Annotated in this window: 12 protein-coding genes and 4 pseudogenes; 8 read left to right on the plus strand and 8 right to left on the minus strand. The window is 54.8% G+C overall.

Features of this window, described 5'->3' with window-relative positions; genetic code table 11:
• Positions 1-329 precede the first annotated feature (329 nt).
• The 3 genes from POR16_RS22895 to POR16_RS22905 are packed head-to-tail and all read left to right on the plus strand — an operon-like array spanning position 330 to position 5,415.
• The gene (locus tag POR16_RS22895) at positions 330-1,664 is read left to right on the plus strand and encodes a tyrosine-type recombinase/integrase (protein WP_122381146.1); all 1,335 of its coding nucleotides are present in this window, start codon (positions 330-332) and stop codon (positions 1,662-1,664) included.
• The gene (locus tag POR16_RS22900) at positions 1,597-4,800 is read left to right on the plus strand and encodes a hypothetical protein (RefSeq protein ID WP_005896548.1); all 3,204 of its coding nucleotides are present in this window, start codon (positions 1,597-1,599) and stop codon (positions 4,798-4,800) included. Before POR16_RS22895 ends, POR16_RS22900 begins: the two co-directional genes overlap by 68 nt.
• Before the next feature lie 9 nt (positions 4,801-4,809).
• Entirely contained in the window at positions 4,810-5,415 is a 606-nt protein-coding gene (locus POR16_RS22905; protein ID WP_042932970.1) for a hypothetical protein, read from the plus strand.
• Positions 5,416-6,422: 1,007 nt separating this feature from the next.
• On the opposite strand, the gene POR16_RS26710 is transcribed toward POR16_RS22905, so the two are convergent.
• Positions 6,423-7,577, minus strand: a complete 1,155-nt coding sequence (locus POR16_RS26710) for a type III effector (RefSeq protein ID WP_122381144.1) — start codon at positions 7,575-7,577, stop codon at positions 6,423-6,425.
• Between the two features lie 354 nt (positions 7,578-7,931).
• On the opposite strand from POR16_RS26710, the gene POR16_RS22915 reads away from it, so the two are divergent.
• Positions 7,932-8,747 (plus strand): formate/nitrite transporter family protein, encoded by an 816-nt coding sequence (locus POR16_RS22915; RefSeq protein ID WP_005896541.1) that lies wholly within the window; start codon positions 7,932-7,934, stop codon positions 8,745-8,747.
• A 139-nt stretch (positions 8,748-8,886) separates the two neighbouring features.
• On the opposite strand, the pseudogene POR16_RS22920 reads toward POR16_RS22915, so the two are convergent.
• From POR16_RS22920 to POR16_RS22950, 7 genes and pseudogenes are all read right to left on the minus strand, one after another.
• Positions 8,887-9,129, minus strand: a pseudogene (locus POR16_RS22920) (LysE family transporter); the annotation flags it as partial.
• A pseudogene (locus POR16_RS22925) lies at positions 9,099-9,359 on the minus strand (AraC family ligand binding domain-containing protein); the annotation flags it as partial. The pseudogenes POR16_RS22920 and POR16_RS22925, both read right to left, overlap by 31 nt.
• A 98-nt stretch (positions 9,360-9,457) precedes the next feature.
• A pseudogene (locus tag POR16_RS22930) lies at positions 9,458-10,088 on the minus strand (4'-phosphopantetheinyl transferase family protein).
• Entirely contained in the window at positions 10,085-14,119 is a 4,035-nt protein-coding gene (locus POR16_RS22935; RefSeq protein WP_122381143.1) for a Pls/PosA family non-ribosomal peptide synthetase, read from the minus strand. The pseudogene POR16_RS22930 and the gene POR16_RS22935 overlap by 4 nt, the downstream one beginning before the upstream one ends.
• A gap of 243 nt (positions 14,120-14,362) precedes the next feature.
• Positions 14,363-14,872: a GNAT family N-acetyltransferase gene (locus POR16_RS22940; RefSeq protein ID WP_005896529.1), complete on the minus strand. Its 510-nt coding sequence runs from the start codon at positions 14,870-14,872 to the stop codon at positions 14,363-14,365.
• A 45-nt stretch (positions 14,873-14,917) separates the two neighbouring features.
• Positions 14,918-16,146 (minus strand): annotated as a pseudogene (locus POR16_RS22945) (type II toxin-antitoxin system HipA family toxin).
• Positions 16,146-16,469: a helix-turn-helix domain-containing protein gene (locus tag POR16_RS22950; RefSeq protein ID WP_005896527.1), complete on the minus strand. Its 324-nt coding sequence runs from the start codon at positions 16,467-16,469 to the stop codon at positions 16,146-16,148. The pseudogene POR16_RS22945 and the gene POR16_RS22950 overlap by 1 nt, the downstream one beginning before the upstream one ends.
• Positions 16,470-16,777: 308 nt before the next feature.
• Between POR16_RS22950 and POR16_RS22955 the strand changes: the two genes are divergently transcribed.
• From POR16_RS22955 to POR16_RS22970, 4 genes are all read left to right on the plus strand, one after another.
• On the plus strand, positions 16,778-17,848 hold the full coding sequence (locus tag POR16_RS22955; protein WP_005896525.1) for an FUSC family protein: 1,071 nt from the start codon (positions 16,778-16,780) through the stop codon (positions 17,846-17,848).
• 11 nt (positions 17,849-17,859) lie between these two features.
• On the plus strand, positions 17,860-18,321 hold the full coding sequence (locus POR16_RS22960; protein WP_005896523.1) for an Lrp/AsnC family transcriptional regulator: 462 nt from the start codon (positions 17,860-17,862) through the stop codon (positions 18,319-18,321).
• Between the two features lie 150 nt (positions 18,322-18,471).
• Positions 18,472-20,151 carry a flavin monoamine oxidase family protein gene (locus POR16_RS22965; RefSeq protein ID WP_005896521.1) on the plus strand — a complete coding sequence of 560 codons (1,680 nt, stop codon included), beginning with the start codon at positions 18,472-18,474 and terminating at the stop codon, positions 20,149-20,151.
• 14 nt (positions 20,152-20,165) lie between these two features.
• A complete protein-coding gene (locus POR16_RS22970) occupies positions 20,166-20,966 on the plus strand; it encodes a carbon-nitrogen hydrolase family protein (RefSeq protein WP_005896519.1) in 801 nt (266 codons plus the stop codon).
• Positions 20,967-21,036 lie beyond the last annotated feature (70 nt).

Below are 21,036 nucleotides of genomic sequence, written 5' to 3' on the forward strand. Positions count from 1 at the left end.
CTATACGCTCATCAATCTGCTATGCGCATATCTTAGCCAGCGCTAATTAGAAGCAGAACAACAGTACACCACCCACACTCATAACAAAAAAGAATAAGCGAGCAAATTAAAACTCCTTAATTTTCGATAAGGTCAGTACCTAAAACATTCAAAAATCGAATTACTTGCACGTTTATGTCAATCACATTTACAAAAAGCCTGTTTTGAATCGTTTTTGTCAATCACATAAACATTTTACCAAAAGTGCGTTTTTACCCACTAAGCTAGGGGATTGTCGACACAAAGGAAGGTAGTTAGGATGAACGCACACCCACTTTTTCGGCTATCCAATGAAACAGCTAATTTTAGTTGGCGGGCCCGGCTTGTCTTCTACTTTGTGTACTCCAGATGGCCTGATACTTGAATCTTATGAGGCAATGAAGGAAAGCTTGCGTCGTCGCAAGTCCATGTCAGTCGGGACAGCGGAATGTTACCTAGGCCACATTGCTCGGTTTCACGAGTATATTTATACAGCGTGGCTTCTTGGGACTTCCCCAACATATGACAATCTCCAAGTGTTGCTTGACCATTATGAAGACTACTTACTTTTCGGCACCCAAAGCTCAATATCAGTAGTTTATGAAATCGCTAGGCTGACAGGCAAATCCGCCCCTACGAGCCCCAGTTCGCTGCCCGTGATTGAAGCCGCTATCAAGCTTTTTCTGCGCTTTAGCGATCAAAAGGCGCGTAAAGGAAATAACGAGAAGCTGTTCACTTTTTATGCGCCCAACACTGTTGAACCGATTTCATCCGGCCAAGCTTCGCGGCTTAAGATGTCCAGCAAATTGGCCGGTCTCGTCAGAGGCGGCCCCCAAAAGCGTAGGGCTGCTGGAGAAGGCATTTTCAGATCTACCAAATCATCACGTGCCCATAACAGTACGCACAAACCCATCGGGGATCGAGCGTTTCCGATCGACAGCATCGTCAGCCTTATCGATTGTTGCTCGTCTTATCGTGATAAAGCGCTTTACGCTTTTCTCGCATCATCAGGCTGTCGCTCATTTGAAGCAATGCAGCTTACTTGGTCCGATCTAAGCCCTTCGAAACATGAAGCTTATTTAGTTGATCCATTTAGTCGTTTGAACAGTGGAATTACTGATGAAGAGTTCCGACAACTCCGCTGGAAAGGCCGCACACACTACGAAACTTTTATGATTTATCCGTGGAGTGATATTTTCTGGAGTAACTTGAGAAAATATCTGGATATTGAGTACATCCCAGACACCGGACATGATTTCGTCTTCCAAATCTTGAGTGGCCCTAATCGGGGACGCCCATACTTTACATCAGACCGCGCCTCTCGAACCCGCGCTTTTAAGGAGAGGTCTGAAAAAGCAGGAGTTCCTCTACCAAAGAATGTGTCGATCCACTCTTTGAGGCATGGATTTGCAATGTACTGTTTAAATGACCATCCAATTAGCGACGGGGGTCGAGGCTTCAGTTTAGTACAAGTCAACAAAATGCTCGCGCAAGCACATCTAAACTCCACACGAATTTACGCTAAGGCAGATAGCAAGCGAATACATAGAGAATTAGATTTCAATCGTGAGTTGCATATTGAAGCTTCAAAGAAAAGCGAAAACGACGCTATTCGCGATTCTCTTCATCAAAGAAATAAGGAATAAAAGATTGATAAATACAGGTGATGATTTAGTTCTACTTTGCAATGACAATGAACTCGCTAGTGCTGTAGATAAAGCCGCAGAAGAAACTATCAAGATACTTCTCAAGACTCATCGTCCTCAAGATGCACATACCGATGGGTCTCATATACATATCAGTTCCAGCAACAGTGTAAGAGACTTAAGCTTCTTAAAATTCTTCCCCCTCATTCACAAAAGCAAAAATTCAGAATGGCTTACCAGCACCTACAAAATTATAAACGAATACAGTGCTGAGAGTTTCGCCAAAGCCATCGACACTCTGAAGTACCAAATAGGCTTTTCCAGCCCAATATCTTATGGTCTAGCAAGCTCTTTATACAACGGTTTTAGAATATTTTTTTTCAACCTTTGGGCTCAAAGAAACGCATTGCTCACGCTTTCCTACTCTCTTCCCAGAAGCAAAAAGAGAGGTGACTACCTTCGTTCCTTATACCCCGAAGCACTCAAAATCATACGCCAGCCGTTTATTTCTGAAAAAATAACCAGCGTTGACATAAAAAAAAGCATTAACCCAGATTCCTTGGCCCATTTTGGCAATGTCTCGTGGCGTGTATTTCTCGCGTCGACTTGGTACAGCGTCCAAGACATCAACGACGAAGATATCAAAGCTATTTTTCTAGAGATTCGCAAGAGAATCCAGGGTCAACGAAAGCAAGGCGTAGGATCCGAGTTCTCTAATACAGCGAAGGGGTACGCGATTAGTCCAGCAATGCTGCTGGCGCCGCTCAAAAAAACAATACCTGATGAATGCAATTTTAACCTATCGCAGACTGCTGATATCTGGACCAGACGCAGCTTGCCTGCGGGCTATTTAGCATTGGAACTTTCTAACACTACACTAGCCACTTCATATCCTGATCAGGTAGAAGCGTGGGTTTCCCTTCAGCAACGGTATTTGCAAAATCGCAAGACTGTCAAAAAACTTAAATCCCACCGACAAACTGCGTTACAGCTAGGCCTTTTCAATAAGTATCTTTTCGACGTGCTACCGACACAGGGCATAACACCGCCTATGCCCTGTGAATTTGATCGACGTTTCATCGATCACCCAAATTACCCCCGCCTAAGCGATAGCTTAGACAAAAACTGGCACTGGTATGCTCTAGTTTCATTTTTTGACTTCATCGAAGAGTTATCTACCCTGAAATCGGAGCCCCTCGCGCGGGGTTTTAGCAACCCGATTCTCTCTTTTGATAAACCGCAAGCCTCAGCCAGAGCACAAACAAACAAAGCCACATTCCGCGCCAACGACTTTCTACTTTTGTACACATTAACAAAGTGTATATTTGACTTTACATGGCACCTAATTGAAACAATCGGAGAAGGTAAAATCCCCAGCAGCTGGGAAGGAATGCTGGGGCGAGTGAACAATCGCAACACTGGCGGAGTTTTGCTTACGAGCGATTTTGGGTACATTCCAGTTCTCAGATACACTACGCTGGATGGTCGCACCATAGAGCATCCACTTGAGTTTATCCCCATTAGTTTGATACCAGTCTCGCATGCAAGAATGAAATCGACTGGCACAATGGAAAATTTTCCACGCATACATCCCCTTGCGCAAACCATCGTAGCCCTAGAGACAGGCTTGAGACATATACATATTCGCTGGTTAGATAAGCATTCTTGGATCTACTCCCCCCCTGACTCGGAGAATGGAGTTTTCGAGCTACTAGTAAATACGGACAAGGTAACCGATCCTTGGGTACGTGTTTCAGCTCCAGAGGTATATGAGGCGCTGAACAAGGTCGTACTCGCTCAAAATTATGTCAAAGAACAGCACTTTGAAGAAACTTTGTACTACGACGATCATGAACATTCACGCTTTCAAAAGATCTGCCCAATATTCATGACTTATGAAGGTCCGAAAAATTATGGTGCACACCAGTATTCCAAATTTTTCAACCATCTAATGTACTTCATGTGCCAAATAAAAACCTCATTAGGCATGCCTGTAACGGAGGCTATGCCAGCCCAAGTGGCTGGGCTAAGTTTCAAAAGCATCACAGACTTCTTCACGGCGTATGATTATCGCGATGATTTCAAATCGGCTCATACTCCTCATAGCACGCGCGCTTCAGTTGTGTCTCAATATAGTCCGTTCTTGCCTCCTATGTTCATAGGTAAACACGTTACCGGTCAAACCAACGAGCAGACTGTCATACACTATATGGTGCTGGACCCTAGTTATAGAGAAGCGCTGCGCAAAGCAAATTCGAGAGGTGAACCTTTTAATGATTTGAGTTTCCATGCGTTACACAACTGTACTGAATCTGGGGAGTCCGCAGTTTCTCACGTATTGCGCGGAGGCTCTATTAAGAACTTCATTTCAGACTTTGGCGCCATATCTTATAGCTCAGACCAAGCAAATAAAGATAATCCCGTCAGCGGTCTAAGCATCATCGCTACAGACTCTGCTAACAACGTAAGCTTACCAACTAACATCTGCGTCATTGGTGGTGAGTGCACGGCAAGTATAATTACAACAATCGGCCCTAAACGCTGCGGACAATGCCCTTACAGTGTAAAAACCGTTGATCACCTCCCCAGGATCCTTGCCAAATGTAGGTCGTTAGCCAGAGAGTGCGATCATCTGCACAAGCAGCTCATTGACAGCTCCAATAAAAACGCATCGGACATAACACTTGAGACAATAGAACGCAAACTAATGTCTGAAACGGATGAACTTGCAGCGTGGATGCATACAGCAAACACGCTTATCCAAAACCTTGAAAAACTAAAAAACCGTGTATTAGTCAATCAACCGGACGTTCTTAGAGCGGAAGTAAAAAGCGTCGCTGGTGACTCCTCATCTGCGCTAAGACTGCTTATCGAGTCGAACGAAGCGGTATCTTATGCCGAATTAAACAATGCAGAACTAAAGGTCGATATTCTCAAATGGCGCGCCCGCCTTCTAAAGTCAGAAAGTGGCTTTCAACGAATTTTCGATATGCTTCCAGAATCTGATCCGGTTGACGAATTCCGGGGACTCATACGCCATCTTTCGATCAACACAGGTATGGACCACACAGAAATATGCGAAAAATTAAGCAATCCGAATTTTCCTTCAAATAATTTTTTGATTGGCCTGGATTAGGGGGCACATATGGCTCGTGGCGCAAAAAAAGGCACCAATCGATTCGAAGCCTTTCAAGAGGAGCGTAGATCTTTAATCATGGAAGGTTTAGGAGCGGCACTCATAATCGCGAAAAAATCCATGCTGAAATTCGACTCAGTCACTTCAATATCCAATTACGCCGCATCAATAATTAACAACAGGGGGCAGGCTCACGTCTCCGCTGCCACACTCAGAAAAAATGCTCACTATCGCACTCAGTTGGAAGATTTTCTTTCAAAGAATGATCAGACCTCTTCCATCTCCCAGGGCATCCAGCGTGTCAAACATGAACTGGAGATATCCCAACTTAAAGAACGGATAAAAGTCCTTGAAAATTTTATATCTCAAAATTTGCGCCCTCAACTAACCCCCAAGTCCCTTGCGGTAGATTCTGGCGAAACTTTAGCTACCATGAAGCTCTGCCAGCTCATAGACCGACTTTTGGCTGCGAGCGAAGATATCTTGGCTCTAGAAGGAGCACAGGTCATCAGGCCTTATGCAATCTCCAAAGCAATGCGAGTCGTAGCAGACCAAAATTTAGTGTCTATCTACCTTCAGAATCGGACGACCGATGAAAATTCGCAGGCTGAGTAGAAAGCCGGGATTCTCACATCTACTTCCTGATGTTTGATCCCGAATTGTTGCCGCTGATGCGATTTTGACCCAGGCTGCCGGAACTCATTTACCTAGCCAAATATTCAGCGAATAAGGTCTTTACGCAGGGTTTCAAAGGCCGCATATGGGTCAGGCAAAATCAGCAACCTGGGTCAAAGTCGTATCAGCGCTAATAGGTCAATAAGGCCACTTGGGTTATTTATTCGTCTGGCAAACCATTAGGTTTTTTTAGCACAGCATTGGCCAGAACCTAAATTGACCGTGCCCCCCGAGAGCATCGTGGATCGACATTTCGAAAATATCGAGCCTCGCTTACTGTTCAGATATTGGTGTCAAGCAGATCCAGATCAGGTCTTTTCGGATCTCAAGGTTGGAAATGAGCTGCCATCGCCGGATACCTTTCGACTGCCGCCGACTGGTTTATAGGCAGGGGGACTGAAATGAATCCCCTCTGAGGCGGTAGGGGCGGCTTGGCATCTGCCTGACCTAGGTTCCAATCTGTAACAGCGGAGATGAAAGCTGCTTTCGACTTTTCTTACCTTCAAATACGTCCTTTAAATCTGTCCATTATGGGCATCTTTGGTCTGGCTTTAACTCTCTGTATCAGCTAGGTTTTCTTTTCTAACCCCCTTCGTCTCCCCCCATAATGGTTCGAGTCCGTGTGGGCCCACCATACTCAAAGCCGCGCACTGCGCGGCTTTCGCGTTTCTGGGTGGTTCTCAGCTGATAGAGTCCTATCGTTCAAAGGCATAAAATCGGCTGGCCAATAGTAGCGAAAACTTTCCGCACCGAGCGTGATGCAGAGCACTGGTCACAGCGTATCGAAGACGAAATGGTCAGAGACGTGTACATCCACTCCGAGCGCATGACACCTGAGAATGCCCTGCTGCGTCATATGCGTGAAGTCAGCCCGTCCAGTTCCTATACATTAGGGCCATTCGCAATGGTGCGCATGCAATTAGAAACCGGCGAGGTCCATTCAGGGTTCAAACATCTCGTCGCGACAAGCCTCGGGGAGAGGCGACTTTTTCTGCCAGCTCAACCAGAGGTCGGGCTTTTCGAGTAACTTCCTTGACGTCCTTGGCGCCGAGCGACATTGCGACGCCGACCGCCTCCATTTCCACCTGCAGCGCACGCTGCGGATCGGGAGTGGTTAACTTGCCGCTCACTCTGCGGACAAACGCATCATCAAGTACCGATTGTTCTTGTCGATAGCGACCACTTCTGATGGGCAAGACTTGCGCCTGTTGATCCGCCAGACGCTGCTGCAGACGGGGTGTGGCCTGCGTCAAAGCCTTCTCCGCTATTTCACGCGTAATGTTGCCCGCTTCGGCGGCGGTTGAAAGTTTAAACGTATCTGTACGCTCTACAGCATTTCGATTTTTCGCAAACCTGCTGTCTTCCGCAAATATGGCGGGACCGTTTGACCACGGGTCCATGACAATCGTTGAGGTGCCAGACCGAGATTCGTCGGTTTCAGCCCACACATGATCTTCCTCAGTGGATGCAGCCAAGTGAATGTTTTCATCTTCAGGCCGTCCGTTTTCCTGGGCCAAAGCTCCATAGGCGAAGCTTGCTATATGCGCATGCTCGCCACAGTTGCCCGCGCCGAACACCTGGCCTGACATCGCAACAAGAACATGCCAGTTCATTGGCGCATTCGCAGGCATAGGCTCATGACCGGCGGCCTCAGCATCTTTTCTCAAGCGCCGTGCTGCAACTGTGCGGGCTCTACTTTCCTGATTGGTAAGTTGCGCATCCACATCAATATTGCCTCTTCCAAAGGGCAATGCACGGCGCGCTTCAGTCACAGCCTTGTCTGCCGGGATCAGACTGTTAATACCTTCTTGGTCCACAGGGCGATGGTCCAGCCTTCGCAACAGTAAGTAGCCGGGCAGTGAAGACAGTGCTTCAGGCAGCGCTCTGCCTGCAGAAGCAACGGGCGGCAATCTTGTTTTTACTGATGAGTAAGGGTAGTTCGTACGCACCCTGACAGGGTGAGCCTCAGAGCTTTCCGGTGTTGGACCATGAGATTCTGGCTGGCTCTGAGGTTGAGTCGATGATGATTGCGCCGCCTTTCCAGCGCCTTCATTCGAGATGCTCGGCAAAGGACCGGTTACGCCAGCGTTATGGATTTTCATTTCACCCTCAACGAATCGAATACTTTAACCATGTTCGCTAAGTCGTCACCTGGTCCGGGTTGGTTCCTCCCAAGCAGGTCCGCTCATCCAGGCTGTGGCCACTGAAGCGAAATCAATTGGCTTTCCGAATGACTCAGGCTATTGCGCACTCGAGACAGAAACTACCGAACCTCACCGTGAGCCTAAGCCCAACAGAACCCTCCTGCCTCATTGACCCTCTCAATCAGCCGATCAAAACATCCGATTAGCCATTTTCCGAAACATTCCGTAACGTCATGGGCCGGTGCGACAGATGCGCGCACCGCCTGAGCTTTTAGTCCGCATGCTCAGCCCACGACCACGTACGAGCCGAACATGTCTTTGAACACCCCGCAGCAAATCGCTGAAATTGCCGTCGAAAGCGGCGTCAAGAAGGCTCACTTGAGCTTGTCGTCGTTAATGATCCTGGGCTTTCTGGCGGGGGCTTTCATTGCCCTCGGGTTTCTTCTCGATATTCATGTCAGCACCATGATCCCTCACGAGTGGGCTTCGCTGGGCAATCTGCTTGGCGCCGTGGTATTCCCGGTCGGGCTGATTCTGGTGGTGCTGGCCGGCGGCGAGTTGCTGACTGGCAATATGATGAGCCTGCCAATGGCGCTGTTTGCCGGGCGTATCGGCCTGGGTCAGTTGGTGCGTAACTGGCTGCTGGTGACCTTGGCCAACCTGATTGGCGCACTGTTCGTCGCCTATTGTTTCGGCCATGTGGTGGGCCTGACTGAAGGCGCCTTCATGGCCAAGACCGTGGCCATCGCCAATGCCAAGGTCGGGGCCAGTTTCGAACAGGCTTTTATCTCCGGCGTTGGCTGCAATTGGCTGGTTTGCCTGGCGGTGTGGCTCAGCTACGCGAGCAAGGACGTGATCGGTAAAGTGGTCGGCATGTGGTTTCCGGTGATGGCATTCGTCGCAATCGGCTTTCAGCACATCGTCGCCAACATGTTCGTCATCCCTGCGGCGATCTTTGCCGGAGCCCTTAGCTGGGCACAGTTCGGCGACAATTTCGTTCCGGTATTTTTGGGTAACGCAGTGGGCGGCGCGGTGTTCGTCGGCCTGGCCTATCATTTGGCCTTTTTCAATGCGGCAAACCGGCCTGCTGAGCTGTCCAGCACCAGTGGCGCGCAAAACCCGGAATAATCTGACGCCCTACAGGCTCTGCGACGATAAGAGATGACGATCGCAGAGCGAAAAAACTCATAGAACAAAGAGCTGCTGGCTGCTCGACACGATCGGCTTTGAAATGAAGCCGACTCCTCGTATGTCACTGCCAACCGGCGCTTACCCAAGCCCCCCCACCCCCCACTTTCACACACTGTCCATAAAACCGATCCACGCTGCCAAATGAGTGGCCGAGACCCATGCCGACGAGCAGCACCAACAGTGCAGCACCGGTGCAGGTGCCCAGAATCAAAGGTACGACGGCGCGCCAGCCGAAGCGGGCACTGTTGCTTAATACCAGGATATTGGTGGGGCCGGGTGTGATCGAGGCAGCATCTGATAGGTAAAGCCTTCGGCGCACGGAGCATTGCCATCATGGATTTCACCCGGCTCCAGTGTGAACACCTGCCCAAGCGTGCTGGCATGACGCTGACGGCGGCAATTGAACTGCTGAACACCTTGCCGGGTAACGCCTACCAGATAGCTGTCATGCCAGTGGGGATCGTAAGCATGGCCTTGAAAGTGCGCGTGCAGGGTCTCGATGCCTGTATCAAGGTCGCGAGCGAGGTCTATCCAGTGTGTGGAAGGCAAAAAACACCTGAATCGATGAAAGCGATTGGTTATCGCTGACGTCAGGAGGTGAGTCTAGAACATTCGTGTACTCATCTTCGATTGGCAGCAGGCATCAATCAAGGTGGCGTGCGCCGCTCAGCTGATTCAGGTATTCCATCAAACCGGACTCAACGCCACCACGCCAACCAACCCGTCCCCCAACTCAACCTCGGCCCCCACTCCCTGCAACCCATCCACTGCCGTCCATTCCTCAAGCGCCAATCCATGCAACTTCAAGAACGCTTCGCGCCTGCACCATGCCTTGGCAAAGGCCACCGGACGCGTCGACTCGGGCATGCCTGACAGCACACTGGCAACATCAGCCCCCAGATAATCCTGCGCGACAACATGCCAGTCCGGCACAGCCTGGACCTGCATCACGTCCACGCCCACTGCGCCACGGAGATTGACGGCAGCCAGCGAGAATCCAGCTTCATGGCTGATGGAAAAACCAGGCTCTGACAGCCTGTCGATAAGCAATCGAGGTGCGACACCTGGGGCGCTGATGAACGTAATTGCCTCGGCTGGCAAGCCGAGCCAGTGAGTTACGGCGTTACGCACGCAGCTGCGAATGCTATCTCGCGCCTCGGCTCTGGTGGTGCCCGTTCTGATTGCGCAGCTGACCAGTAATATCCCCTCATGCGGGAATGGCTTGCGAATGGCGAGCCGGCCATCCTCGTCGAATGCCCAGATCGCCCCGAGGCTCATGCCCTGTCAGGTGCAGCAGGGCATCCGGCCCAGCGGCTGGCAGCGGGGATGTGTTCGCCTTTCATGACCAGGGTCAGCGAGCCGAGGTGCGCATCGTCGCCCACTGCGGCACTGTAGAGCACGGAGCTGCGTGGCCCCATGTAGACGCGTTCGCCGATGATCACCTGGTCAATTTTCATTATTCGGTCTTCGAACAGGTGGGTTTGCGGGCAGGCCCCGGCGTTCAGTTCGCTGTGCGCGCCGATGCGCACGCAGTCAAATTCGGTGATGTCGGTGGTGTCCATGTACACACCGCGGCCAATCTTGCAGCCGAGCATGTTGAAGGCCAGTGGCAACCAGGGCGTGCCACGCAGGTAGCGCATGAAATTCGGCGCGGCCATGCCCTCATAGAGGCTGGTGATGCCTTCTGAAAACCACACAAAAGGTGTCCACATCGGATCTGCGCGTTTGCGGTAGCGACCGATGACCAGCCATTTCATCGCGGCGATGAACAGAAAGTTACCCGCGCTGTAGCTCAGGCCAATCAGCGCCAGGTAGCCCAGCACGGCACCCCAGCGGTCGTCTTCGGCAAGCGGCATGAGGTCGAGCATGACGGTGTAGCCGACTGCGATGACCACTGCGTGCGGGGTGACGATGCGCACGGCTTCGACCAGGCCTCGGGCCAGACGGCGCAATGTCGACGGTTTGAAGGTCAGCGATTCTGGCGCACCGCTTGACTGTTCCCGGGCAGGCAGATTGATCGGTGGCGAGCCCAGCCAGGTATCGCCGTCGGTAATTTCGTCGTTGCGCGGCGCGCAGGAGTGAACGCCGATCAGGACGTTTTCTGGCAGTACCGTGCCGTCCGGGATGTAACTGCCATTGCCGACAAAGCTGCGATTGGAAATGGACGTCGGCTGCAAGGTCATCCAGCCGCCATCGATACGCTCGTCACCGAGCATCACCGCATCAGCGATAAAGGTTTCGTCACCCAGCGTGAGCATGTCGGGGATGACGCCCTGAGCGCTGGAAATCTCCGCGTCGCGGCCGACTTTCGCGCCCAGCAGCCTGTACCAGAATGGCGAATACACCGTGGCGTAAATGCCGGACAGCACGTTCAGGCTCGCCTCCTGGATCTGGCTGATCAGCCACTTGGCGCAATAGGTGTTGCTGTGGACGGCGTAACGGCCAGGCAGGAGACGTGGGAAAACAGCCCAGCGCAAGGCGGCAGAGGCCAGCACGGTAGCGACGATCAACACGGCACTGGCCGGGAAGGCGAGGAGGAAATAGCGGGCGAGTTGCCCCGCCACCCCGCTCCCCTCGAACCCAGGCAGAACGTGTTGGGCATCGAACCAGTCAATCAGGAAAAAGGTCGGGAACACCGGAATGAAAAACAGCGTGGCGATCAACAAAACGCCCAGGCAGAAGAACAGCTTTTCTGTACGCAGGCGCGCACGGCTGACCACAGGGCGTGCAGGCTGACTGCGAATATCAAAGGCACCGACATCCCGTGCAGGCGAACCCTGCCAGATGCGGCCGGCCGGGACTTCGCGACCTTCCGCCAACGCAGACTGGGCTTCCAGATGCCCCCACGGCGCGACAGCGGTATTGCCCTCCATGATCACGTAAGAGCCGACGCATGCGTTGTCTTGTAACGCGATATTCCCCAAGTGCAGCTCGCCCCGCTCGACGCGCGCGCTCTCGAGGCTGACACCGTTGCCGATGCTGACGTTGTCGCCTATCTGTAGAAGGTCAGGAGCCCTGACCGTAGTGCCGCCGATCACCACTTCCTGCCCGATCTTCGCGCCCAAGGCCCTTAGCCACATGGGATAAAGCGAAGAACCACTCAGCAGATAGACCGGTGCTGACTCGACCACGCGGTCGGCGGCCCACCAGCGGAAGTAGGTGACGCCCCACAACGGATAAACGCCGGGTTTCAAACGTCCGGCAATCAGCCATTTGCCCGCAATTGCGATAAAAAATTGCAGCACGGTGGCGAACAGGAATACCGAAACAGACGCGATGGTCGCCAGCGCAATGGAGTCTCCGGGCGAGCCGGTGAGCAAGTGATAGGTAAAAAAGGGTGCAAGCCACTGGGTCATTCGCAGGCTGACCATTACCGGCAACGCCAGCGCCTGCACAACGCCGCAACGCCAGCGCCGCCAGGCTGAAGGCGGTGTCCAGTCGTCCGCAGCAGGCGTTTCCTGGCGCGCCAGATCAAGCACCTCGGCAATCGCGCCGACACGCCGTTGCTGGTAGATGTCGCGCACAGTGATCTGATCGAAACGAGGATTGGCACGCAAGGCCGACGCCAGACGTGCAGCGAAGAAAGAGTGCCCGCCCAGATCGGTAAAAAAATCGGCGTCACGGCGGATCGGCATGCCTGGAAAGAGCGTCGCCAAGGCTTCGAACAGGGCGGCTTCGCCTTCAGTTTCCGGCACATCGGATTCGGCACTGCCGACACTGAGCGCAAGCGGGCGGGACTTGAGCGCCTTGCGGTCGATTTTGCCAGAGGTCAGGCGCGGCATGCTGTCGAGCACTTCAAAATGCCCCGGCACCATGTAGGGCGGCAGTTGCTTTTGCAAAACCTTGCGCAGCTGGCTCGTGAAAGCGGGAGTAACTTCGCTGTCGCATACCAGGTAGGCAATCAGTTGATCGACGCCGTTTTCGTGACGCAGCAGCACGGCAGTGGTGCCGACACCGGGCTGTTGCGCCAGCAAGGCTTCGATCTCGCCCAGCTCCACACGAAAGCCACGAATCTTCACCTGATCGTCCGCGCGTCCGAGGCATTGCACCTGCCCATCGGCGTCGATGCGCGCCAGGTCGCCGGTGCGGTACAGGCGTGCGTCGTGATAACCGGTGGACCACGGGTTAGGCAGAAATTTCTCTTGGGTCAGGTCAGGTCGGCCAAGATAACCTTCGGCCACGCCGGGGCCAATGATGCACAGCTCGCCCACTTCGCCAAGCGGCAGAAGAGTGGGCGCCACCTGGCTCCCGACAGCGGGGTCATTGGCGATCACCAGCAGCCCGTAATTGGGCAGCGGCGTACCGATGGTCACCGGCCTGCCACGCGACAACGGCGCCAGACTGGCCGACACCGTGGCTTCCGTAGGTCCGTATGTATTGAACATCTGCCGCTCTGGCGTGGCCCAGCGCTCGACCAGCGAGTCGGGGCACATTTCGCCGCCCAGATTGATCAGGCGCAAACTCGGCACATCTTCACTGAACAGCGCCAGCAAGGTGGGCACCGCGTGCAACACGCTGATTCGCTGCTCGTTCAGCAGTCGCGGCAGGGTTTCGGGGTCGCCACTGGTTTCCTTCGGGCCGATCCACAGCGTAGCCCCTACCAGATAGGCGATCCAGATTTCTTCGAAGGACATGTCGAACGCGACCGAAAAGCCCTGATAAATCCGGTCGCTGGAACGTATTCCCAGGATCGCGTTTTCGCTGCGCAGAAAATGGCAGATGCTGCGCTGAGAAATCACGATGCCCTTGGGCTTGCCGGTCGAACCCGAGGTGTAGATCACGTAGGCAGGATGATCCGGCGAAACACCGCTGCGGCGAACAGGGGCCGTATAGCTCTGCATCAACAGCACTTCGGCGGTCCAGACCGTCAGCCCGGTATGCGCCAGCAGCGGTCTCAGCGTTTCACAGCACACCACACCCACTGCATCGGCGTCTTCCAGACAAATCTGCAGACGTTCGACCGGCGTATCCTGATCCAGTGGCAGCCAGGCCGCGCCGGTCTTGGCAATGCCGGCCTGCATGACCAGAAGTTCGATGCCGCGCGGCAACCACAGACCGACGATCTGCCCCGGCCGCACGCCGGCTTCAATCAGGGCGGACGCTACCTGATCTGCCTGTCGATCAAGCTCTCTGTAACTGACATGTCGCTCGCCAAAGATCAATGCCACGTGTTCAGGATCGCGTTGCGCGCTGGCTTCCAGCAGGTCGGCCAATACTTCTTCACGTAACAATTGGGGTTGAATCGGACCGTAAATCACATTCGCCGACGGTTCGTTCCGGTAAGGCTGGAGCAGGTTCAGGTTATTCATGGCAGCAAATAGTCGCTCGTCAGAAAGGAGAAGCCTGATATTTTTTCGTTATGGGTTCAGAGCCGGTCCATCAGCGAGTGGCATGCAGTGTGTAGTGGCAAAGCGTCCACAATATTTCTGTCTGGATACATTTTGACTGGAGCATCGCAGCTCTCACCGAAGCGAAAGAACGGGCTGGCAAAACGAATATGGCAAAGGCTGGCTGTACAAATGTTGAACAATGGACCGAAGGCAAATGGCTGATCAGTGATGACAGCAGCGCCAGAGGGTTTCACGCGTCGCCGGATCGAGCATCAGCGACTGACGCTCTACAACAGCCTTCAGCCCCGCGCCCATTTGGGCCTCAGGCATAGGGACGAAGCCGTGCTTTCGAAACCAGGGTCCATTCCAGAGAGGTGCGCGGAAGGTGGTCAGGCTTAGTGCCTGCACCTGAAGGACCTGCGCCCAGGCCTGGACAGCCTCCAGCAAAGCCGTGCCCACGCCGTGGCCTGAGGCACGCGGATCAACAGAGATATTGTCCAGATACAAAAGTTCGTCGAGAGGCCGCATGGCCGCAAAGCCGATAACCTGCTGACATTCCCGGTCCACAGCAACCACGACACGGCAGGCTTTGAATCTGTCTGCGCTTAGCGCAGGCGTATCGGCGACGTACGCCAGCGAAGGAATGGTTTTATAGCGAACACGGGCCTGCGCCGAAATACGTATCAAATCCGGCAGATCGCAGTCTTGCAACAGACGCAGTTCAAACGTCATCGGGGCCTCCCTGATCGTTATGTCCCCATGCACAACCGTTCGACGTCATTGTTGCAAGAGACGTGTCCCACTGGTCGCCTGTACCGCAGCATCCAGTTCCGCGCCAACAAGAAACTGACTGTAGTAGTCATGCAGCTCGGCTTCCCAACCGGCCACTTCATCCAATACCGCTTCCGCCTCTGACTTGGTCAGCGCGAAGTGGAGGTGCTGGCTCAACAGGTTGCCTCGATTGAGACGCGGCCCTTCGATACCCACAGACATGGCCAGCGATTTTGCGGGGCCTCCGTCCAGAATCGGCAGCACGTCGTACATGGGCGACAGGCGCCATGCTCCGCCTATCCAGATAACGGCATGGTTGCGAGGGTGGTCATCGGCGTTACCGACTAATACGTTGTAGGCCATGCGCCGATACAACTCTGCCTGTCCTGATCCGGGGCGCCTCGACGATAAAGCTCGTCGGCGAGCGCCGCATACTGCCAGTCCGGGTGACTGCGTGCCTTCCACTCTGCATCCAGCAGGGTAAGCCCGCTGAGCATCGGCAGGCGCCGGAAACGACCCGTCAGCTCATCAAATGCCCGATCAAAGCGTTCGACCAGAAGCGTATTGATTCTTTCGCTGCGATACAGCGATGTTCTGGCAGTTTCTAGCCCTTTGAGCCCTGCGAACGTCATGCAGGCATGTTCCACAGACGGCAGATCATAGTGATCGAATTTGTCGCGCGGCTTGGCAAGGATCAGCTTCTTGTCGAACAGATAAGTGCGCTTTGGACGAGCGCCACCTGCCGAAGATCGCTGAGCCCTGACCTTCAGGGCCTTAAGCTGTTCAGCACCCAACTGGCTGTCGTAAATCGCTTCGCAAGCGTCGATGAAGTGATCAAGACCTTTGGCATGCAGAGCCTTGGAAGGCGTATGGCCCAGTCCGTCCTGCGGCACGCGTGCCGTGCCGGCCATAATGTTGCCCGCTCTGTCACCATTGGGGGACTTGAGCAGAAGCTGGATCGAGTCCAGTGGGCCTTTTTCGACCCGATGCAACAGCCGCTCCCCCCAGCCATCAGGCATTGCGTCGTCAATAAAGCCGGGAACGCCGCCGTTTTTCGTCACCGTATAAGAACGCGCGGACAGTGGATACCTTACAGCATCGGGCACCCAGATTTTCTCCTGCACCGCATCAGGTGAATACTGAAAAGTCCCGACCCCGGCCTGAATCGTCAGTTTGCCCAGCGTAAGTGTTTGTCCGCTGACAGGGCACTCCATATAGATGTAAGCCTGAGCCATCAGAAGTCCTCCGGCTTGTTCCGGGGCAGGCGGACGCGCTTGCGATCAGCAGCTTCAAGCTGTTCGACGGTGAACGACTCGTCATCACGCAGCCCCTGAAAGAGGCGCTCTGACACACCCAGGCTCCAGACCACCAGCATGAAGTCGCGCAGCGATACGCCGTCGGCGCTGCCCGCCTCAATGCGGCGAAGCGTACGCAAGGAAATGCCCAGACGCTCGACAAGATCGGTTTGACGAACGTCCTGCTGCAGCCTGGCCTGCTTTACCAGCAAGGCAATTCGCAAAAGCGTGTCGGTGCATTGAACAGGGAAAAAGGCCTTCATCAGCAGTTACCAGCGAGCAGGCGCGAGAATCATGGATGCACAAAGTAGCACATACAAGGACATGAATGAATAAATAAGAGAGCACTTAATGATACTTTATACCGAGTAAAGCATCATCTTGAGATACCTTAAATTTCCATTAAACGACGTGTTCGAATACTCATGGTGCTGCTTCCACCCCAAAAGCGGCTAATGCTGCGCCTGTTTGCCGACAACAAACACCACCCATTTCCTGTCAAATGTGGCTTACTTGACTTCATCATCATCCAATCAGGGATTTCTTCCCTACCCTCGCGGTCTCTTTACGCATGACGAACTCGCGCTCTGCTTTCATACCCTCCTGGCTTCGCCCTGTTCTGCGTCCTTTGCTGGACCCGTATCGCCGTTATCGGCATGCGCGACTGATCCACGCTGCGCGAATCGCGGTGGGGTTGCTGGTGACCATCCTGTTGACCACAGGCCTCAATCTGCCGCACGGCGAATGGGCGTCGGTCACGATGCTGATCGTGATCGGTGGCTTGCAGCACCACGGCAACATCGGCAAGAAGTCGGTCGAGCGTGCCTACGGGACCCTGATCGGGGCCGGGCTGGGTTTGATCGTCGTGGTGCAGCAGGGCTATCTGGAAATGCCGCTGCTGACCTACGCCATGATGTCGGTGATGTGCGGTTTCTTTGCGTACCACGCCATCGGCAAAGGTGGCTACACCGCGCTGCTGTCAGCGATCACGCTGTTTATCGTGGCCGGGCATGGTTACAACCCGATCAGCGACGGCCTGTGGCGAACCGTGGACATCCTGATCGGTATCGCGCTGGCGCTGGCGTTTTCCTTCGCCCTGCCCCTTTATGCAGTGTTCTCCTGGCGCTACAACCTGGCCAGCGGCCTGCGCGATTGTGCCAAGGTGTATGGGCGCATCGTGCAAGGCCAGCCGGTGGCCGCTGACGAACACCTGAAGCTCACGGCCAGGCTTAACGGCACGATGCTGCAACTGCGTTCGCTGCTGCCGTCGGTTTCCAAGGAAGTGAAGATGTCGATGGTCGAGCTGGATGCGATTCAGGGCCATTTCCGCATGTGCCTGAGCACACTCGAAATTCTGGCCAACATACGCCCGGCCAACCTGGATCAGGTCGCAGGCGAATCCTTCAAGACCTCGCTGGACAACGATTACCGCCAGATTCGCCGCCAGTTGATCGGCATGGCGCGGGCGCTGCAAACGGGCGCCACTGAACGCCTGGAACGCACCTCGGAAACCTCCCTTGCACAACCCGTCATACCTCCTGCCGAGCTGATGGGCTATCACTTGATGACCCAACAGCTGGCGCAGAACCTGGACGGCTTGCAAGCGCGCCTGGCGAAGACCGCCAGACGCTGGAAGTTCTGAAGGAAATGCCCGTGCCCGACAGCCGTCAGCCAACACTGGATGAGATCGATCGAAAACTGATCGCTGCGCTGCAGATCAATGCCCGCGAAAGCGTCGCCACGCTGGCCCGCCAGTTGGGTATCGCCCGCACCACCGTGACGTCGCGGCTGGCTCGACTGGAAAGCAGCAAAGTGATTACCGGCTATGGCGTGCGCCTTGGTCAGCGTGTGGTGGATGGTGGCTTGCAGGCGTATGTCGGCATCACTGTGCAACCGCGCTCCGGCAAGGAAGTGCTGCGTCGGCTGAGCGCCATGGCTCAGGTTCAGCAGCTGTGTGCGGTCAGCGGCGAGTTCGACTACGTGGCCTGGTTGCGCACCGAGTCTCCGGAGCAACTGGATCAATTGCTGGACCTGATTGGCAGCGTGGACGGCGTTGAGAAAACCACTACATCGATCATTCTCAGCAGCAAGATAGACCGTGGGCAACCGGTCTGAACATCAGTTGAGCCTGTTCGACCAATCAAAATAACCAGCAGCCTCGTCGTTTAGCACAAACAAACAGCATTTCGACGACACTTTGCGTCTTATTAACGTGCGCGCCCTTCTCTAGACTGTCGTTTTCGCCGTTGCCCACCAAGGTCCGTCATGAAAACCAACCGTCACCCCGCCAACGGCAAAAAGCCGATCACGATGTTCGGCCCTGATTTTCCGTTTGCCTTCGATGACTGGATCGAGCATCCGAAAGGATTGGGCAGCATCCCCAGCGAAAACCACGGCGCAGAAGTCGCGATTATCGGCGCGGGTATCGCCGGTCTGGTAGCGGCTTACGAGTTGATGAAGATGGGCCTCAAGCCTGTGGTGTACGAGGCCTCCAAAATGGGCGGCCGCCTGCGCTCGCAGGAGTTCGAAGGCGCCAAAGGCATCGTTGCCGAATTGGGCGGCATGCGCTTTCCGGTGTCATCGACAGCGTTCTTTCACTACGTCGACAAGTTGGGCCTTGAGTCCCGGCCCTTCCCCAACCCGCTGACTGCCGCGTCAGGCAGCACGGTCATCGACCTGGAAGGCACCACGTATTACGCCCAGATGCTCTCGGACCTGCCCGCGCTGTTTCAGGAAGTCGCCGATGCATGGGCCGATGCACTGGAAAGCGGCTCGCAGTTTGGCGATATCCAGCAGGCAATCCGTGACCGTGACGTGCCGCGTCTCAAGGAACTGTGGAACAAGCTGGTCCCTCTCTGGGACGACCGCACCTTCTATGACTTCGTCGCAACGTCCAAAGCGTTCGCCAAACTGTCGTTCTTTCACCGTGAGGTGTTCGGTCAGGTCGGGTTCGGTACAGGCGGCTGGGATTCGGATTTCCCCAATTCGATGCTGGAAATATTTCGCGTGGTGATGACCAACTGCGACGAGCACCAGCACCTGATCGTCGGCGGGGTGCAGCAAGTGCCGGTCGGGTTGTGGAGCCATGTGCCTGAGCATTGCGCTCACTGGCCGAAAGGCACCAGCCTGTCGTCGCTGCATCGCGGCGCACCGCGTCCCGGCGTGAAACGCATCGCGCGGGCCGAGGACGGGAGCTTCAGCGTTACCGACAACTGGGGTGACACCCGGCAATACGCCGCCGTGCTGACCACCTGCCAGAGCTGGCTGCTGACCACGCAGATCGAATGCGAGGAAACGCTGTTCTCGCAGAAGATGTGGATGGCACTGGACCGCACACGCTACATGCAGTCCTCCAAGACTTTCGTCATGGTCGACCGCCCGTTCTGGAAGGACAAGGACCCGGAAACCGGGCGCGACCTGATGAGCATGACCCTGACGGATCGCCTGACCCGTGGCACGTACCTGTTCGATAACGGCGATGACAAACCGGGTGTGATCTGCCTGTCTTATTCGTGGATGAGCGATGCGCTGAAGATGTTGCCGCAGCCTGTCGAAAAGCGCGTAAAGCTTGCGCTTGATGCACTGAAGAAGATCTACCCGAAAGTGGACATCGCCGCGCGGATCATTGGCGACCCGATTACCGTTTCGTGGGAGGCAGACCCACACTTCCTGGGCGCCTTCAAAGGTGCGCTGCCGGGCCATTACCGCTATAACCAGCGCATGTACGCGCACTTCATGCAGCAGGACATGCCCAGCGAACAGCGTGGGATGTTCATCGCCGGTGACGACGTGTCCTGGACACCGGCCTGGGTGGAAGGCGCGGTACAGACTTCGCTGAACGCGGTATGGGGCATTATGAACCACTTCGGCGGCAAGACCCACAAGGACAACCCCGGCCCGGGCGATGTGTTCAACGAAATCGGCCCGATCAAGCTGGCTGACTGACAAAAGGAAACGTCATGCGCATTGCGCTGTATCAGTGCCCACCCTTGCCGCTGGACATCAGCGGCAACCTTAACAGGCTTGAACAACAGGCCATTGCCGCAGCCAGCCAAGGCGCGCAGGTGTTGATTTGTCCGGAGATGTTTCTGACCGGCTATAACATCGGCGCACGGGCAGTCGGCGAGCTGGCACAACCTTCTGATGGTTTGGCCGCAACGCGTATTGCCGCCATCGCTCAGGCAAACGGCATCGCGATTCTGTATGGGTACCCGGAGCGCGGTGCAAATGAACAGTTCTACAACGCTGTGCAACTGATCGACAGCCATGGCGTCAGGCTGTGCAACTACCGCAAGACGCACCTGTTCAGCGAGCTGGACAGGTCGATGTTCTCGGCGGGCGATGATCACTGTCCGGTGGTTGAGCTGAACGGCTGGCGACTGGGCCTGCTGATTTGCTACGACGTCGAATTTCCCGAAAACACCCGTCGTCTGGCGCTGGCGGGTGCCGAACTGATTCTGGTGCCGACAGCAAACATGGCGCCTTACGACTTTGTCTGTGACGTGACCGTGCGGGCACGGGCGTTCGAGAATCACTGTTACGTGGTGTACGCCAACTATTGCGGCAGCGAAGGCGAGATTCGTTACTGCGGACTCAGCAGCCTCTGCGCCCCGGACGGTAGCCGGCCGGTATTGGCAGGCCAGGACGAAGCGCTGCTGGTCGGCACGCTGGACCGGGCACTGCTGAGCCAGGCCAGAACCGTGAATGACTATTTTGTTGATCGAAGGCCCGAGCTCTATGCGCCACTGACTCGAACCTGATGCTTGCGTTGCGGCACAAGCCTGCGACGCTCTACGTCCGATCTTTGGCGTGTCTGAGCAGCACGCTCGC

This window comes from Pseudomonas coronafaciens pv. oryzae str. 1_6 (assembly GCF_000156995.2).
In the GTDB taxonomy this organism is placed as follows: Bacteria; Pseudomonadota; Gammaproteobacteria; order Pseudomonadales; family Pseudomonadaceae; genus Aquipseudomonas; species Aquipseudomonas tremae.

Excerpts from the sequence above, each read along its gene's own strand:
- POR16_RS22895 (WP_122381146.1), top strand. The coding sequence starts at position 330 with ATGAAACAGCTAATTTTAGTTGGCGGGCCCGGCTTGTCTTCTACTTTG.
- POR16_RS22905 (WP_042932970.1), top strand. The coding sequence starts at position 4,810 with ATGGCTCGTGGCGCAAAAAAAGGCACCAATCGATTCGAAGCCTTTCAA.
- POR16_RS26710 (WP_122381144.1), bottom strand. The coding sequence starts at position 7,577 with ATGAAAATCCATAACGCTGGCGTAACCGGTCCTTTGCCGAGCATCTCG.
- POR16_RS22915 (WP_005896541.1), top strand. The coding sequence starts at position 7,932 with ATGTCTTTGAACACCCCGCAGCAAATCGCTGAAATTGCCGTCGAAAGC.
- POR16_RS22935 (WP_122381143.1), bottom strand. The coding sequence starts at position 14,119 with ATGAATAACCTGAACCTGCTCCAGCCTTACCGGAACGAACCGTCGGCG.
- POR16_RS22940 (WP_005896529.1), bottom strand. The coding sequence starts at position 14,872 with ATGACGTTTGAACTGCGTCTGTTGCAAGACTGCGATCTGCCGGATTTG.
- POR16_RS22950 (WP_005896527.1), bottom strand. The coding sequence starts at position 16,469 with ATGAAGGCCTTTTTCCCTGTTCAATGCACCGACACGCTTTTGCGAATT.
- POR16_RS22955 (WP_005896525.1), top strand. The coding sequence starts at position 16,778 with ATGACGAACTCGCGCTCTGCTTTCATACCCTCCTGGCTTCGCCCTGTT.
- POR16_RS22965 (WP_005896521.1), top strand. The coding sequence starts at position 18,472 with ATGAAAACCAACCGTCACCCCGCCAACGGCAAAAAGCCGATCACGATG.
- POR16_RS22970 (WP_005896519.1), top strand. The coding sequence starts at position 20,166 with ATGCGCATTGCGCTGTATCAGTGCCCACCCTTGCCGCTGGACATCAGC.